Below are 14,052 nucleotides of genomic sequence, written 5' to 3' on the forward strand. Positions count from 1 at the left end.
GCAAGCTATCCGGAATCGCGTCATGTGCAAGGGGGGCGTTGCGGCGCGACACGGGATGGCCTAAATCAGCCCCATGAAACGCAATATCCTGATCCACCCCGATCCGCGCCTGAAAAAGGTCTGCGCCCCCGTCGCTGATATCACGGACGACCTGCGGGCGCTGGCCGATGACATGCTGGAGACGATGTATGATGCACCGGGCATTGGCCTTGCCGCGCCTCAAGTGGGTGTTCTTGACCGGTTGATCGTGATTGATTGCATCAAGGAAGAGGGTGAGGCACCGCGTCCCTTGGTCATGTTCAACCCCGAGGTCATCGCATCCTCGGACGAGACCAATGTGTATGAGGAAGGGTGCCTGTCGATCCCCGATCAATATGCCGAAGTGACCCGGCCCAAAGTGGTGGATGTCACGTGGATGGATCGGGATGGCAACTTGCAAACCGAAACCTTTGACGGGCTCTGGGCGACATGTGTGCAGCACGAAATCGACCATCTGAACGGCAAGCTGTTTATCGACTACCTCAAGCCACTGAAACGCCAGATGATCACCCGCAAGATGCAAAAGCTCAAACGCGAGCGCGCACGCGCATGACGGTCCGCCGCTGCCTGCCCTGGCCTGACAAGCACCTGCGCAGCAAGGCCAGCGAGGTGACCGAGATCACGGATGAGATCCGGGCGATCTGGGACGACATGATCGACACGATGGAGGCGATGCCCGGCGTTGGCCTCGCCGCGCCCCAGATTGGCATCCTGCTGCGCTTGGCCGTGGTGGATGGTTCGGCTGAACGTGATAAAGCCGTGCGGCTGGCCAATCCGGAAATCCTGCACAGCTCGGTCGAGTTACGCGACCATGAAGAAGCCAGCCCCAATCTGCCGGGTGTTTCGGCCAAAGTGAAACGTCCGCGGGCGGTCACGGTAAAGTACCTGAACGAACATGGAATCGTGGATCGCCGTGATTTCGTGGGGATCGAGGCCACGAGTGTGCAGCACCAGATCGATCACCTGAACGGACGGATGTATTTCGACCGTCTCAGCAAGGTCAAACGCGATATGCTGCTGCGCAAGGCCAGGAAACAGGGGTAGCAATGCGCGTCGTCTTCATGGGCACCCCGGACTTTTCGGTTCCGGTTCTTGAGGCTCTGGTCGCCGCCGGGCACGAGATCGCGGCCGTCTACTGTCAGCCTCCGCGTCCGGCTGGGCGGGGCAAAAAAGATCGTCCAACGCCAGTGCAGGCGAGGGCTGATGCGCTGGGTCTGACCGTTCATCACCCCACCTCATTGAAATCGGCTGAGGAACAGGCCAGTTTTGCCGCGCTGAACGCGGATGTGGCTGTTGTCGTTGCCTATGGTCTGATCCTGCCACAACCGATCTTGGACGCTCCAAAACATGGTTGCCTGAACATTCACGCCAGCCTGTTGCCCCGCTGGCGCGGCGCGGCGCCGATCCATCGCGCCATCATGTCCGGTGATGCAGAAACCGGTATCTGCATCATGCAGATGGAGGCCGGGCTGGATACGGGACCCGTCCTGTTGCGCAAAGCGATGCAGATTGGGGCCGAGGACACCACAGCTGACTTGCATGATCGATTGTCTCTCGTGGGGGCCGAGCTGATCGTCGAAGCGCTGGCCAATCTGCCTGATCTGAAACCCGAACCGCAGCCCGAAAGCGGAGTGACCTACGCGACCAAGATCGACAAATCCGAAGCCCGTATCGACTGGACACGCCCGGCGACTGAAATCGATCGCCAGATACGTGGTCTCTCGCCGTTCCCCGGTGCCTGGACCGAGGTCGGGGGCGAGCGCATCAAGCTTCTGGCCTCCCGCCTGACAGAGGGGCAGGGCAAACCGGGCGAGGTTCTGGACGATGCGCTTCGCGTGGCCTGCGGGCAGGGTGCAATCGAGCTGCTGCGCTTGCAAAGAGCCGGCAAAGGCGCGCAGGATAAGGAAACGTTTCTGAGGGGTTGGCCCATTACAGCCGGCACCCGTTTGTTAGCGGAGTAAGCCAATTGTTCATGGTCTTGATGGGCACCGTCGTGATTGCAGGGATCGTCGGATACCTGTCGGAAAAGACGGGGTTTACCCATAACGGATACCTTCAGTCCATCATCATCTGCGTCGGCGGGGCGTTTTTGTTCTATTTCCTCCGCATCATGTTTGGCATCAGCTTTGGGCCGCCGGGGCTGGATGCAATGATTTCGTCCATTGGCGCGCTGATCATCGTCCCGACCCATTGGAGGAAATGAGATGCCGGTTGTCGCCCTGATCGTGATCGGAGCCGCTGCGGGGTTCCTTGCCACCCGCCTGATGCGGATCGAAGCGGATATCCCGACCACTATGCTGATCGGCATTATCGGTGCACTGATCGGTGGGTTTCTCTTGCGCACGCTGGCAACTATGATGGGGTGGTTGTCCGGGTTTGTCGGGGCGGTGCTGGGCGCATTACTGGTGATCTGGATCTGGCAGACTTACCTGCGACGCCGGTAGACCCTGTTCATCGCGCATCGCACACGTCGGCTGATCCCAGACGCGGCGATGCGCGCGTGGTCAGCCCAAAGCGATCCGCTTCGGCCGCCGTCATCCAATGCATGCTGTCCGCTGGCGCGGCCTCCAGCGTGAACCAGTAAAACGCTGCATCCACGTCAATATCTTTGAAATAGTCCAGATACCGGTCATGCTCGGGGTCGTCCTTGGGCAGTTCTATGGCCACAACGCCCGAACCTGCCCAACTGTGGACGCCCACGCATGCGCCCGGCTGCAGGGTGCGCTGGGTCCCGGCCAGAAACAGGTCGGTTCCGCCTGACGCGACCAACCCATTGGACGGCACAACCGTGTCGAAGCCTTCGTCATGAACAACCCGGCTGAAAACGACATTTGCATCATCGTCCACAGAGCCTTCGATGTTTTGCAGGACCAGCGTCCGGATTTCTGGGTTCTCGGCGATCACTTCCTCAAAAGCAGACAATGTTGTGTCATCAATCGTACCGGTTGCAATGATCTGATCCCCCTGAGCAACGAAGCTGACCGGAGTGTATCGCTCGGCGCAGGACGCCAGCACTGCAATGCACGCAAGGAGAGACGGGAGTGAATAGTTCATTTCAACCTCACGCAGTTCTTCTTGGTGGTATCAGTGCACAAGTTGCACGTCCATTCAGCAGCTCATTTGCGAGGCGGGCGTGCCTTGTAGACCGGCAGCCGCCACCCAAACAGCAGCGATCCGGCCCGCAAGGCCCAACAGACCAGCGCACAGGCCGCCAGCGCGGGCAACGTGTCCAGCCCGAGTTTCGTTGCAACAACAGCCGTAAGCGCCCCGGCAAAGGCGCATGAGACATAAAGCTCGCCCTGTTTCAGAACCAGCGGCACTTCGTTGCAGACAACGTCGCGCATCAACCCGCCCAGACAACCGGTGGTCACGCCCATCAATATGACAATCACCCCGGACTGATCCAGTGACAGGGCTGCGGCAGTCCCGGCCGCGGCGGCAATCGACAAAGCAAAACTGTCCAGCCAAACCAGCCAGTGGTACCGGCTTTCGACCAGATGGGCGGTGAAGAACACCAACACCGCCGCGCTGCAAGCGATCAGGATGTAATCGGGCTGTCCGACCCAAAAGACCGGATGGCGATCCAGCAGCAGATCTCTGACCGTGCCACCGCCCACGGCCGTCAGGCAGGCCACAAAGGCAAACCCCACCAGATCCAGCTGCGCCCGACTGGCCACCAGAGCACCCGTCAGTGCAAACACCAAAACCGAGGCATAATCCAGCAGGGCAAGAAGGCTCACGCCTGTGCCTTTTTGGGTTTGAACGGGGCCATGCCTGCCCGGGCCAGTTCGTCGGCCTTTTCGTTTTCAGGGTGACCTGCGTGGCCCTTGACCCATTCCCAGGTCACGTCATGGCGCTCTTGCGCCGTATCCAGCCGTTGCCACAGATCGACATTCTTGACCGGTTTCTTGTTGGAGGTTTTCCAGCCGTTTTGCTTCCAGCCAAAGATCCAGCCTGTAACGCCGTTTTTGACATAGGCGCTGTCGGTGACGATTGTGATCTTCGACGGGCGGTCCAAGGTGTCCAGGGCGCTGATCGCGGCCAGTAGCTCCATTCGGTTGTTGGTGGTTTCGGCCTCTCCGCCGTTCAGTTCGCGTTCTTTGAGAACCGTATCACCCTCCATCGCGCGCAGCAGAACACCCCAGCCGCCGGGGCCGGGATTGCCGGAACAGGCACCGTCGGTATAGGCAAAAAGATCAGGCATGCGCGGCCAGTGCAATCCAGTTCGAAACAGAACCATCCAGCCCGGTTCCACTGCCGAATTTCTGCGAGGTGACAGTAAAACCGGCCTCTTGCAAGTATGTCTTCAACTCTTCCTCGCTATAGTAGCTGTAGTATCGGCCCAGACGATCGGGCCCTTCGCCCTGCCCAAGTTTCATTGCGATGTAAAAGACACCGCCAGGTTTCAACGCTTGATGCACGGTCTCGAGGTGATCCGGGAATTCACTTCGGCTGGCATGCAGCAGACTGAAATTTGCCCAGATGCCATCGTAGGCCGCCACCGCGTTCAGATCCGAAAACGTCGCCTGCCGTGCCGAAACCCCGGTATGCGCCGAGGCCAGCCGAACCATCTCGGCGGACGCGTCCATAGCATCAACGATCAGCCCGGCCCGTGCCATGATGGCCGCAGATGCACCTGGTCCGCAGCCCAGATCCAGCACACGCCCGGTTGCAGGCACGGCCTCAATGAACCGCGTCAGCTGAGGATCGCCAGCGTTGTCATCATCGGTCAGCGCAGCATAGCGCGTGGCTTCTGCATCATAGACAGAGATCGTATCGCGCGTGCTCATAGATACACCCCCACGGACAGGCAAAGAACGACAATCGCGGTCAGCAGAACACGCAGCTTCATCCACCAGCGTGGCGCCAGCCCCCAATACCAGAACACTACGTCCAACAGCAGCAATCCGACAAACCCGACGATCAGGTTGATGCCCGCATTCACCGGGCCACCACCCGTCATAAAGAATGCCCAAAGCGCCGGTAAAACCGACAACGCGTAGCAGGTCGCGGCCCGGCTGCCCGAGGTCTTTGTGGCAAATCCCCACAAGATACCGGACATGAAACTCAGAATGACCGCACCATAGAACAGCTGAACATACGGTCCCACCATCCGTGGGCCAAAAGTGCGCGATCCCCAGGCGGCAAGGTCTCCGTTCAGGTATGTGAGTGCCCCCCAGACAAATGGGATCAGGCCAGCCAGACCCAAAACCAATGGCGCGCGGGGCACCCCGTTCATGCCGGCTGCCGCAGGACGCGGGGCACTTTGAATTCGACGTTCTCCACGGCGGTTTCGACAAGTTCAACCGTCACGTCGTAGTGTTCGCGAAAGGCGTCGATCACTTCGTTGACCAGCACCTCGGGCGCTGACGCCCCTGCGGTGATGGCGATGCTGGAAATGCCCTCCAACGCGCGCCAGTCGATCTCGGTCGCGCGCTGGACCAGCTGCGCGTAGTCGCATCCGGCCCGTGCGGCAACCTCCACCAGGCGTCTGGAATTGGACGAGTTCGGCGCGCCGACAACCAGCAGGGCGTCGGACTTGGGCGCGACTTCTTTTACGGCCTCTTGTCGGTTGGTGGTTGCGTAGCAAATATCTTCTTTGTGCGGCCCAACGATTGCCGGAAAGCGGGCTTGAAGAGCGGCAATGATATCCTTGGTGTCGTCGACCGACAGGGTTGTCTGGGTCACAAAGGCCAGCCGTGCCGGATCCCGCACCTGAACCTGCGCCACGTCCTCAACCGTTTCCACCAGCAGCACTTCACCGTCGGGCAGTTGCCCCATCGTCCCGACGGTTTCCGGGTGCCCTTTGTGCCCGATCATGATCATCTGCAACCCAGCTTCGAAGTGACGCTGTGCCTCGACATGCACTTTGGACACCAGCGGACACGTGGCGTCCACATAAATCATCTCGCGTTGGGCCGCCTCGGCGGGAACCGATTTAGGCACGCCATGGGCCGAGAAAATCACCGGGCGGTCGTCGGGACATTCGTCCAGTTCCTCAACAAACACCGCGCCCTTGGCGCGCAGCCCATCGACGACAAACCTGTTGTGCACGATCTCATGACGCACATAGACCGGTGGCCCCCACTTTTGCAGGGCCATTTCAACAATCTTGATGGCCCGATCCACGCCTGCGCAAAAGCCACGCGGGGCAGCAAGGTATAGTGTCAGTGGCGGCTTGGTCATGTCGCTGTCTCCTTATGGCACAGGTAAGTCTTTTCCCGGCCTTGGTCCAGACAGGACTACGTCATTGATCTGACATGAATCGGTGCTAGCCAGACGACGTTTTAGCACCTGTTCATTGTTAAAGAAGCGCGGTCAGGATGATCTGTCCTGACCGCGCGCTTTTGTTGTCCCCATCGATGTCAGCGGTGTAATCAGTTGCCGCTGGCAACCGCAACGCTGCGCGGCTCAGCCGGAACCTCGCGCGGAGGGCGTCCGATGACATCCCGCAGATCTTCCAATTCGATGAAATTGTCCGCCTGCCGACGCAATTCGTCCGAAATCATCGGGGGTTGGCTACGAATGGTCGAAACCACCGAAACACGCACCCCTTGGCGCTGCAGGCTTGCAATCAGCGGGCGGAAATCCCCATCGCCCGAAAACAGCACAATATGATCGACGCGCGGTGCCAGTTCCATGGCATCAACCGTCAGTTCGATATCCATATTCCCTTTGACTTTCCGACGCCCCATGCTGTCGGTGTATTCCTTGGCCGGTTTCGTCACCATGGTGAAGCCGTTGTAATGCAGCCAGTCGACCAGGGGACGGATCGGGGAATACTCGTCATTTTCCAGTAGCGCTGTGTAGTAGAAAGCTCTTAGCAGTTTGCCGCGGCGCATAAACTCTTGCCGCAATAGTTTGTAGTCTATGTCAAAACCGAGTGCTTTTGCCGCAGCATAAAGATTCGAGCCATCGATGAACAGCGCTAGCCGTTCGTCCTTATAAAACATAAATAGTCCCTTCCGGTATAATCCAGGGCGCCCCTTCAGAGGTGAGTGAGTGAATTCCCGGGCGCTCTGCTGCGTCTATAATTAGGGTATTTATTGTACACCGCAAGTATGCAGTTTGCCGAATAAAGGTAGTTTAATGAGCGTTTCGTTATCAAATACCGTTCTTGCTCTGGGCGCCAATCTCGATTTGGGCGGAAATGAGCCCAAGGCGACCCTTCGGCTTGCGCTGGATGCGCTGGGCGCCAACGGGTTGGTGATTCGCGCTGTCAGCCGGTTTTTTTCCACTCCGTGTTTCCCAGCTGGTGCCGGCCCGGACTATGTGAACGCGGCTGCTCTGATCGAAACGCAAGAAAAGCCGGACGACCTGCTCGAGGTTCTGCACGCGGTCGAACACCAGTTTGGGCGCGAACGGGTGCAACGCTGGGGCATGCGGACGCTGGATCTGGATCTTGTTGCGTGGAACGACAGCGTATTGCCCAACCGTGTCGAGTTCGACCGCTGGCGCACCCTGCCGCCTCGGGCGCAACGGCACACTGCACCGGAGCAGCTCATTCTGCCTCATCCCCGTCTACAAGATCGGGCTTTTGTGCTGGTGCCGATGGCGGACGTGGCACCAGATTGGCGGCACCCTGTGCTGGATAAGACAGTGACCGAGATGATCGCGGACCTGCCGGCCGCAGACGTTGCTGCTGTCACGCCTCTGTGATCCGTGCATTTGCGGCATTTCCTGCTTGTCAAGCCTTGCAATCGGCCTTAGATAGACGGCTTCCTGCCACGGATTCATTTACGGAGAGCGCCCTATGGCCCGCGTTACGGTCGAAGACTGTGTAGACAAGGTTCCCAACCGGTTCGAACTGGTGATGCTGGCAGCCCACCGGGCTCGCGAGATTTCCGCCGGTGCAGCGATTACCGTGGACCGCGATAATGATAAGAACCCGGTCGTGTCTCTGCGCGAGATTGCAGACGAAACCCAGAGCGCTGACGACCTGCGCGAACGGCTGATTGAGGCCAATCAGACCCAGATCGAGGTTGATGAGCCAGAAGAAGATCAGATGGCGCTGCTGATGGGTGCGGAAACGGACAAGCCCGCGGATGATGATATGTCCGAAGAAAAGCTCCTGCGCGCCCTGATGGAGGCTCAAGGCCAGGGGTAACCCCAGCAACACAAGGTGCGGACCGGATGATTTCTGCTGACGACCTGATCGCGCTGGTCCGCAACTACAATCCCAAAGCAAATGCTGACCGCATCGCGCGGGCCTATGACTTTGGCAGGCAGATGCATGAGGGGCAGTTCCGGTACTCCGGCGAGCCCTATTTCAGCCATCCTGTCGCCGTAGCGGCCATCCTGACCGAACAGCGTCTGGATGATGCGACCATCATCACCGCACTCCTGCACGATACGATCGAAGACACCAAGACCAATTACGGCAAGGTGGCCGAGCTGTTCGGCGATGAAGTTGCCAAGCTCGTCGATGGCGTCACCAAACTGACCAACCTTCAGCTTTCTAGTCGCGAGACGAAACAGGCCGAGAACTTCCGCAAGTTGTTCATGGCCATGTCCAAGGACCTGCGGGTCATTCTGGTCAAGTTGGCCGACCGTCTGCACAACATGCGCACGATCAAGGCGATGCGCCCGGAAAAGCAGGTCCAGAAAGCGCGTGAGACGATGGATATCTATGCGCCGCTAGCCGGTCGCATGGGTATGCAATGGATGCGCGAAGAACTCGAAGACCTTGCGTTCCGCGTTCTGAACCCCGAAGGCCGCCAATCTATTATTCGGCGTTTTATCACTTTGCAGCGCGAAACCGGCGACGTGATTCACCGGATCACCGGCGACATGCGGCACGAGTTGGAGAAGGCGGGTATCGAGGCCGAAGTGTTCGGGCGCGCCAAAAAACCTTATTCGATCTGGCGCAAGATGCAGGAAAAGGATCAGGGCTTTTCCCGCCTGTCCGATATCTACGGCTTCCGCATTATCACCGGGTCCGAAGAGGACTGTTATCGAACCCTTGGCGCGATCCACCAGCGCTGGCGGGCGGTGCCCGGGCGGTTCAAGGACTATATCAGCCAGCCAAAATCCAACGGCTACCGCTCGATCCATACGACGGTGTCGGGGCGTGACGGTAAACGGGTCGAGGTGCAGATCCGCACACGTCAGATGCACGACGTTGCCGAAACCGGTGTTGCGGCGCACTGGTCCTATCGCGACGGGGTACGCTCAGAAAACCCGTTCGCGGTTGATCCGGCCAAGTGGATTGCCAACCTGACCGAACAATTCGACAGCGAAGACGACCACGAGGATTTCCTCGAGGCCGTCAAGCTTGAGATGTATTCGGACCAGGTGTTTTGCTTCACGCCCAAGGGCGACGTGGTCAAATTGCCGCGCGGTGCCACACCGATTGACTTTGCCTACGCCATCCACACCCGCATCGGCCATGCCTGCGTGGGGGCGAAGGTGGATGGGATTCGCGTGCCGCTGTGGACTCGGATCAAGAACGGGCAGTCGGTGGATATCATCACCGCCGATGGGCAGACACCACAGGTTACATGGCTCGAAATTGCAGTGACTGGTAAGGCACGTACCGCCATCCGTCGGGCCCTGCGCGAAGTGGACCGGGAACGTTTCATCAAACTTGGTAAAGAACTGGCCCGCGCCGGTTTCGAAAACGTGGGCCGCAAGGCCACCGACAAGGCGCTGGACACAGCTGCCAAACATCTGCGTCTGAAAGACCGACACGAATTGCTGGCCCGGCTGGGCAGTGCGGAACTGACCGCGCATGAAGTGATCAGTGCCGTTTATCCCAAACTCACACAGGATGACGGTGATGCCGTGCCGTTGCGACGCGCCGTTATCGGCCTTGAGGCCGGACAGAAATTCGACCGCGCGCCGTGCTGCCAACCTTTGCCGGGCGAACGCATTGTGGGCATTACGTATCGCGGCAAGGGTGTGGTTGTGCACGCCATCGATTGTGACAGGCTGAGCGAGTTCGAAAACGAACCGGATCGCTGGGTCGATCTGCACTGGCATTCAGGCACCCATGCGGCCGTCTACGGAGCGACACTGGACCTGACCATCGGCAATGATGCCGGCGTGCTGGGGCGCATTTGCACGTTGATCGGCGAGAAAAAGGCCAATATTTCGAACCTGCAGTTTGTAGATCGCAAACCGGATTTTTACCGCCTGTTGATCAATGTCGAACTGCGGGACCTTGAACAGCTTCACTCGCTGATGCTGATGCTTGAGGCCGAAAGCGATGTTGCGGCGGTTGAGCGGTATCGGGACAGGACGAAATCCGCAGTAGCGGCTGGTTGAGAAGGGGTGATCAGGAGTGGTTTTCAAGCGCCGAGACCGACGCTCTCCTGTCCAGATCGCTTCGGAATTCGTCTATCCGCGGGGAGGCTGGACCCGCGCATTTCTCTACGTCAAACACCGGGTACGGCGACTGCCGGATTCGCCTGAGCGGATCGCGCGCGGGATCGGGGCTGGTGTTTTCGCTGCGTTTACGCCGTTTTACGGCATGCATTTTATCGTCGCCGCTATTTTGTCGCGGCTGATCAACGGCAACTTGTTGGCCGCCCTCAGCGGCACTTTTTTCGGCAATCCGCTGACCTATGTGCCCATTGGTGTCGTGAGCCTACAGACCGGTCATTTCCTGTTGGGTACGAGGTACCGCAAGGGCGACACCCACGGTCTTATGGGTAAGTTCGCCGATGCGATTAGCGATCTGAAAAACAATTTCTTCGCCATGTTCACTGATCGGGTCGCCGACTGGCATGGGCTTAGCCGGTTTTATGACGATGTCTTCTTTCCTTATCTGGTGGGCGGCGTCATTCCGGGCATCGTGGCCGGGGTGGTCTGCGGCTATCTCAGTCTTCCGCTGATCCGGACCTATCAGCAGCGTCGCCGCGCCAGGATCAAGGCGAAGTTCGAAGAAATCAAACGCTTGGCCGAAGAAACGGCTGACGTTTCCCCTGCAATGCCACTAGGCTCGGGCCAAGATCAGAAAAAGGAATCGAGTGATGTCTGACAATCCTTTGCGTCTGGGCGTGAACATCGATCACGTGGCGACGGTCCGTAATGCGCGTGGCGGTGCCTATCCGGATCCGTTGCGCGCTGCGAAACTCGCCGAAGAGGCAGGGGCCGACGGGATTACAGCGCATTTGCGCGAGGATCGACGGCACATCTCAGACGCGGATATCGACGGTCTGATGGAGGTCTTGTCGGTGCCTCTGAACTTTGAGATGGCGGCCACGGACGAAATGCAGAAAATCGCCCTGCGTCACAAACCGCACGCGGTCTGTATCGTCCCCGAAAAGCGTGAGGAACGCACCACCGAAGGCGGGCTAGAGGTCGCGCGCGAGGAAAACAAACTGGCGCATTTCATTGCACCTTTGCGCGATGTTGGGTGCCGCGTGTCGATCTTCATTGCTGCCGATAAACGGCAGATCGATGCCGCGCACCGCATCGGCGCCGAAGTGATCGAATTACATACGGGCGCGTATTGCGACGCCTTTGCCGAAGGCAAGATGGACGAGGCTGAGCATGAGTTGCAGGCCTTGCGAGAGATGTCAGCATATGGACATTCCCTGGGCCTCGAAGTGCATGCGGGCCACGGTCTGACCTATGAAACGGTAAAGCCCGTCGCCGCCTTCCCTGAAGTGCGCGAACTGAATATCGGACACTTTCTGATCGGAGAGGCGATCTTTCTGGGCCTCACCTCCGCGATCGCCGAAATGCGCCGCCTGATGGATGAGGCGCGGTCATGATTGACCTGGCCTCGCTTGCTGTAACGGCCCTGGCCTTTTTCATCGTCGCTGTCTCGCCCGGCCCAGCCAATATCTCCAACGCGGCGGTGGCGATGAGCAAAGGGCGCAAAGTCAGCCTTGTTTACGGTCTGGGGCTGTCATGCGGGCTGGTGTTCTGGGGACTGGTCGCCGCCAGCGGCATGGGCGCGGTTCTGCAAAGCTCGCTTTACGTGCTGATGGTGCTCAAGGTTTTGGGCGGTCTCTACCTGCTTTGGCTGGCGTGGCAATCCGGACGTTCCGCGTTGCGATCCAACGCGGACACCGTTTCGGTGCCTGCCAAGGGTAGGTGGTTTTGGCGTGGTATGATCCTCAATATGTCCAATCCAAAATCGGTGATTGCTTGGATGGCGGCTTTGTCGGTTGGCCTCGGCCCGGATGACGGGTTGCTGTCCGTTGCCGTTGCAACTTTGGTCTGCATTGCGGCAGGATTCTTCAACAACTTCCTCTATTCGATGTTGTTTTCGGTCAGCGGCATGATGGCCGGATATCGCCGGTTCCGCCGCTGGATCGACGGGGTTGTCGCCGGGCTGTTTGCAATTGCCGGCTTGGGACTGATCAGATCGGCTTTTGTGCGATGATCACGTCCGGTTTCATAGCAATCTGGATCGCCTGGCTGATGGCAGGGGGCTCGCCGGGTCCCGCCACGATGGGCATTGCGGGCACGGCTATGAACGAAGGTCGCACTGCGGGTCTGGCCTTTGCGCTGGGCATCTGCGCGGGCTCCGCCGCGTGGGGCATCGCCGCCGCTTTGGGACTGTCAGCGATCATGCTGGCCAATGTCTGGGTGTTCGAAGTGATCCGCTATATCGGCGTGGCCTACCTGAGCTGGCTGGCCTTAAAGGCCCTGCGCCGCGCGATGACGTCGGATGAGGTCGCGCTGGGCAAACCGGCAACCGGGTCACTGCCGACGATTTTTGCCAAAGGGGCTGCCATTCACCTGACCAATCCCAAGGCAATCTTAAGTTGGGGGTCGATCTACGCGATCGTCGCGCCAAATGATGCCAGCCTCGCAATGTTGTTGGGCTATTTTTCTTTGCTCTACGCAGGCTCTTTGCTGATTTTCATCGGCTACGCGTTCCTGTTCTCCTCGGAACGCATGGTCTGCACCTACCGCCGCACCCGCCGGGTGTTTGACTTTGCCTTTGCAGGGTTCTTTGGATTGGCGAGCTACAAGATTCTGACGGTGCGATTGTCGTGAGTGTTATCCTCCCAGCGCAGCTGTGTCCCATTGCAGTTTCAGGGTGGAATAGTCTCTTTTTGGGTAACTGTAGTTTTTGATGGACAAGTCGGCGTGAATTTCAATCTGTTGAGATATTTGGCCGTTTTCACGGGCGCGTTCATCTTGATTCTCGTGCTGATCGTCATCCAAGGAGCTTTGCTGTTTCTGATCTCTGATCTAGGCGTCCCAGGCATTTCGGGCTATCGGTTTGTGCTTTTTTGGATTGCGGTAATGCTCTTTACGCCATTTGTAAGTGATTACTTTGATTACGCATTTGTGTTTTTGTTTGGGGCTTTCGCGGTCGCATCCTTTCTCGAAGGCAAAAGATATCAACGGTCAAACTCAACAATTCCCTCCGGTCTGGCCATGGTGTCCTTGCCTTTCACCATGGCCTTTTGCGGCGTCTGCGCGGTTGGTATCTGCGCTTTGCTAATTGGATATTTGTTAACCGGTCAGCTTTCGTTTTGGGGTGGCAACTTGAGCGCCTGGCAGTATTTTATTCTTTGCGCTTACATTGTCTTTGCGACGCTCATTTGCCGCGTTTCATTTGGCATCGGTCTCAAAAAAGCTCAGATACTGAACACAAAAGGGGAACATGCATGATCCTCGGTGTCGGAACAGATCTCGCGAATATCGATCGCATCCAGGGCACTCTTGACCGTTTTGGTGACCGATTCCGAAACCGTGTGTTCACCGATATCGAACAGCGTAAGGCGGAACGCCGCCACGACACGGCTGGGACCTACGCCAAACGCTGGGCCGCGAAAGAAGCCTGCTCCAAGGCGCTTGGCACCGGTCTGCGCATGGGCATTGCCTGGAAGGACATGGCGGTCACCAATCTGCGTACCGGACAGCCCGTGATGCATGTAACCGGCTGGGCCGCTGAGCGGCTAAAGGAAATGACCCCCGAAGGGCACGAGGCGATCATCCATGTGACACTGACCGACGACCATCCATGGGCGCAGGCCTTCGTCGTGATCGAGGCCCGTCCGCTTCACGATGGGTCCGCCCGGCCTTGACTTGCCCCCATACGCC

At 58.6% G+C, this 14,052-nt stretch carries 21 protein-coding genes; 14 read left to right on the top strand and 7 right to left on the bottom strand.

Annotated features, from left to right (window positions below):
- Window positions 1-73: 73 nt before the first annotated feature.
- The 5 genes from def (ACR3ES_RS09170) to ACR3ES_RS09190 are packed head-to-tail and all read left to right on the top strand — an operon-like array spanning window position 74 to window position 2,483.
- Window positions 74-592, top strand: a complete 519-nt coding sequence (def, locus tag ACR3ES_RS09170) for a peptide deformylase (protein ID WP_170435152.1) — start codon at window positions 74-76, stop codon at window positions 590-592.
- Complete coding sequence (def, locus tag ACR3ES_RS09175; RefSeq protein ID WP_170435154.1) at window positions 589-1,083, top strand: peptide deformylase; 495 nt, start codon at window positions 589-591, stop codon at window positions 1,081-1,083. Before def (ACR3ES_RS09170) ends, def (ACR3ES_RS09175) begins: the two co-directional genes overlap by 4 nt.
- Window positions 1,084-1,085: 2 nt before the next feature.
- Entirely contained in the window at window positions 1,086-2,000 is a 915-nt protein-coding gene (gene fmt, locus ACR3ES_RS09180; protein WP_170435156.1) for a methionyl-tRNA formyltransferase, read from the top strand.
- Window positions 2,001-2,005: 5 nt separating this feature from the next.
- Window positions 2,006-2,242, top strand: a complete 237-nt coding sequence (locus ACR3ES_RS09185; protein ID WP_170435158.1) for a hypothetical protein — start codon at window positions 2,006-2,008, stop codon at window positions 2,240-2,242.
- A gap of 1 nt (window position 2,243) precedes the next feature.
- Window positions 2,244-2,483, top strand: a complete 240-nt coding sequence (locus ACR3ES_RS09190; RefSeq protein WP_170435159.1) for a GlsB/YeaQ/YmgE family stress response membrane protein — start codon at window positions 2,244-2,246, stop codon at window positions 2,481-2,483.
- A 7-nt stretch (window positions 2,484-2,490) separates the two neighbouring features.
- On the opposite strand, the gene ACR3ES_RS09195 is transcribed toward ACR3ES_RS09190, so the two are convergent.
- The 7 genes from ACR3ES_RS09195 to ACR3ES_RS09225 form a co-directional block, all read right to left on the bottom strand.
- Complete coding sequence (locus tag ACR3ES_RS09195) at window positions 2,491-3,093, bottom strand: COG3904 family protein (protein WP_480425239.1); 603 nt, start codon at window positions 3,091-3,093, stop codon at window positions 2,491-2,493.
- A 62-nt stretch (window positions 3,094-3,155) separates the two neighbouring features.
- Window positions 3,156-3,779 carry a trimeric intracellular cation channel family protein gene (locus ACR3ES_RS09200; RefSeq protein ID WP_170435163.1) on the bottom strand — a complete coding sequence of 208 codons (624 nt, stop codon included), beginning with the start codon at window positions 3,777-3,779 and terminating at the stop codon, window positions 3,156-3,158.
- Window positions 3,776-4,243, bottom strand: coding sequence for a ribonuclease HI (rnhA, locus tag ACR3ES_RS09205; RefSeq protein WP_170435165.1), 468 nt, complete (start codon window positions 4,241-4,243; stop codon window positions 3,776-3,778). Before rnhA ends, ACR3ES_RS09200 begins: the two co-directional genes overlap by 4 nt.
- A complete protein-coding gene (locus tag ACR3ES_RS09210) occupies window positions 4,236-4,829 on the bottom strand; it encodes a class I SAM-dependent methyltransferase (RefSeq protein ID WP_170435168.1) in 594 nt (197 codons plus the stop codon). Before ACR3ES_RS09210 ends, rnhA begins: the two co-directional genes overlap by 8 nt.
- A complete protein-coding gene (locus ACR3ES_RS09215) occupies window positions 4,826-5,278 on the bottom strand; it encodes a DUF3429 domain-containing protein (RefSeq protein ID WP_170435170.1) in 453 nt (150 codons plus the stop codon). The genes ACR3ES_RS09210 and ACR3ES_RS09215 overlap by 4 nt, the downstream gene beginning before the upstream one ends.
- Complete coding sequence (gene ispH / locus ACR3ES_RS09220) at window positions 5,275-6,225, bottom strand: 4-hydroxy-3-methylbut-2-enyl diphosphate reductase (protein WP_170435171.1); 951 nt, start codon at window positions 6,223-6,225, stop codon at window positions 5,275-5,277. The genes ACR3ES_RS09215 and ispH overlap by 4 nt, the downstream gene beginning before the upstream one ends.
- 191 nt (window positions 6,226-6,416) lie before the next feature.
- The gene (locus ACR3ES_RS09225) at window positions 6,417-6,992 is read right to left on the bottom strand and encodes a LabA-like NYN domain-containing protein (protein WP_170435173.1); all 576 of its coding nucleotides are present in this window, start codon (window positions 6,990-6,992) and stop codon (window positions 6,417-6,419) included.
- A 136-nt stretch (window positions 6,993-7,128) separates the two neighbouring features.
- Between ACR3ES_RS09225 and folK the strand changes: the two genes are divergently transcribed.
- The 9 genes from folK (at window position 7,129) to acpS (ending at window position 14,036) form a co-directional block, all read left to right on the top strand.
- Window positions 7,129-7,698 (top strand): 2-amino-4-hydroxy-6-hydroxymethyldihydropteridine diphosphokinase, encoded by a 570-nt coding sequence (folK, locus tag ACR3ES_RS09230; protein WP_480425242.1) that lies wholly within the window; start codon window positions 7,129-7,131, stop codon window positions 7,696-7,698.
- A 94-nt stretch (window positions 7,699-7,792) separates the two neighbouring features.
- Entirely contained in the window at window positions 7,793-8,146 is a 354-nt protein-coding gene (gene rpoZ, locus ACR3ES_RS09235; RefSeq protein ID WP_170435177.1) for a DNA-directed RNA polymerase subunit omega, read from the top strand.
- A gap of 26 nt (window positions 8,147-8,172) precedes the next feature.
- Complete coding sequence (locus ACR3ES_RS09240; RefSeq protein ID WP_170435179.1) at window positions 8,173-10,305, top strand: RelA/SpoT family protein; 2,133 nt, start codon at window positions 8,173-8,175, stop codon at window positions 10,303-10,305.
- A gap of 16 nt (window positions 10,306-10,321) precedes the next feature.
- A complete protein-coding gene (locus ACR3ES_RS09245) occupies window positions 10,322-11,020 on the top strand; it encodes a DUF2062 domain-containing protein (RefSeq protein ID WP_170435181.1) in 699 nt (232 codons plus the stop codon).
- Window positions 11,013-11,759, top strand: coding sequence for a pyridoxine 5'-phosphate synthase (locus tag ACR3ES_RS09250; protein ID WP_170435183.1), 747 nt, complete (start codon window positions 11,013-11,015; stop codon window positions 11,757-11,759). Before ACR3ES_RS09245 ends, ACR3ES_RS09250 begins: the two co-directional genes overlap by 8 nt.
- Window positions 11,756-12,376, top strand: coding sequence for a LysE family transporter (locus ACR3ES_RS09255; RefSeq protein WP_170435185.1), 621 nt, complete (start codon window positions 11,756-11,758; stop codon window positions 12,374-12,376). The genes ACR3ES_RS09250 and ACR3ES_RS09255 overlap by 4 nt, the downstream gene beginning before the upstream one ends.
- Window positions 12,373-12,996 (top strand): LysE family translocator, encoded by a 624-nt coding sequence (locus ACR3ES_RS09260; protein WP_170435186.1) that lies wholly within the window; start codon window positions 12,373-12,375, stop codon window positions 12,994-12,996. Before ACR3ES_RS09255 ends, ACR3ES_RS09260 begins: the two co-directional genes overlap by 4 nt.
- A gap of 93 nt (window positions 12,997-13,089) precedes the next feature.
- Window positions 13,090-13,620 carry a hypothetical protein gene (locus ACR3ES_RS09265; RefSeq protein WP_170435188.1) on the top strand — a complete coding sequence of 177 codons (531 nt, stop codon included), beginning with the start codon at window positions 13,090-13,092 and terminating at the stop codon, window positions 13,618-13,620.
- Window positions 13,617-14,036, top strand: coding sequence for a holo-ACP synthase (gene acpS / locus ACR3ES_RS09270; RefSeq protein WP_170435190.1), 420 nt, complete (start codon window positions 13,617-13,619; stop codon window positions 14,034-14,036). The genes ACR3ES_RS09265 and acpS overlap by 4 nt, the downstream gene beginning before the upstream one ends.
- Window positions 14,037-14,052: the final 16 nt, after the last annotated feature.

The sequence above is a fragment of the Ruegeria sp. B1 genome (genome assembly GCF_056535885.1).

Excerpts from the sequence above, each read along its gene's own strand:
- def (WP_170435152.1), top strand. The coding sequence starts at position 74 with ATGAAACGCAATATCCTGATCCACCCCGATCCGCGCCTGAAAAAGGTC.
- def (WP_170435154.1), top strand. The coding sequence starts at position 589 with ATGACGGTCCGCCGCTGCCTGCCCTGGCCTGACAAGCACCTGCGCAGC.
- fmt (WP_170435156.1), top strand. The coding sequence starts at position 1,086 with ATGCGCGTCGTCTTCATGGGCACCCCGGACTTTTCGGTTCCGGTTCTT.
- ACR3ES_RS09190 (WP_170435159.1), top strand. The coding sequence starts at position 2,244 with ATGCCGGTTGTCGCCCTGATCGTGATCGGAGCCGCTGCGGGGTTCCTT.
- ACR3ES_RS09195 (WP_480425239.1), bottom strand. The coding sequence starts at position 3,093 with ATGAACTATTCACTCCCGTCTCTCCTTGCGTGCATTGCAGTGCTGGCG.
- rnhA (WP_170435165.1), bottom strand. The coding sequence starts at position 4,243 with ATGCCTGATCTTTTTGCCTATACCGACGGTGCCTGTTCCGGCAATCCC.
- ACR3ES_RS09210 (WP_170435168.1), bottom strand. The coding sequence starts at position 4,829 with ATGAGCACGCGCGATACGATCTCTGTCTATGATGCAGAAGCCACGCGC.
- ACR3ES_RS09215 (WP_170435170.1), bottom strand. The coding sequence starts at position 5,278 with ATGAACGGGGTGCCCCGCGCGCCATTGGTTTTGGGTCTGGCTGGCCTG.
- ispH (WP_170435171.1), bottom strand. The coding sequence starts at position 6,225 with ATGACCAAGCCGCCACTGACACTATACCTTGCTGCCCCGCGTGGCTTT.
- ACR3ES_RS09225 (WP_170435173.1), bottom strand. The coding sequence starts at position 6,992 with ATGTTTTATAAGGACGAACGGCTAGCGCTGTTCATCGATGGCTCGAAT.
- folK (WP_480425242.1), top strand. The coding sequence starts at position 7,129 with ATGAGCGTTTCGTTATCAAATACCGTTCTTGCTCTGGGCGCCAATCTC.
- rpoZ (WP_170435177.1), top strand. The coding sequence starts at position 7,793 with ATGGCCCGCGTTACGGTCGAAGACTGTGTAGACAAGGTTCCCAACCGG.
- ACR3ES_RS09240 (WP_170435179.1), top strand. The coding sequence starts at position 8,173 with ATGATTTCTGCTGACGACCTGATCGCGCTGGTCCGCAACTACAATCCC.
- ACR3ES_RS09250 (WP_170435183.1), top strand. The coding sequence starts at position 11,013 with ATGTCTGACAATCCTTTGCGTCTGGGCGTGAACATCGATCACGTGGCG.
- ACR3ES_RS09255 (WP_170435185.1), top strand. The coding sequence starts at position 11,756 with ATGATTGACCTGGCCTCGCTTGCTGTAACGGCCCTGGCCTTTTTCATC.
- ACR3ES_RS09260 (WP_170435186.1), top strand. The coding sequence starts at position 12,373 with ATGATCACGTCCGGTTTCATAGCAATCTGGATCGCCTGGCTGATGGCA.
- acpS (WP_170435190.1), top strand. The coding sequence starts at position 13,617 with ATGATCCTCGGTGTCGGAACAGATCTCGCGAATATCGATCGCATCCAG.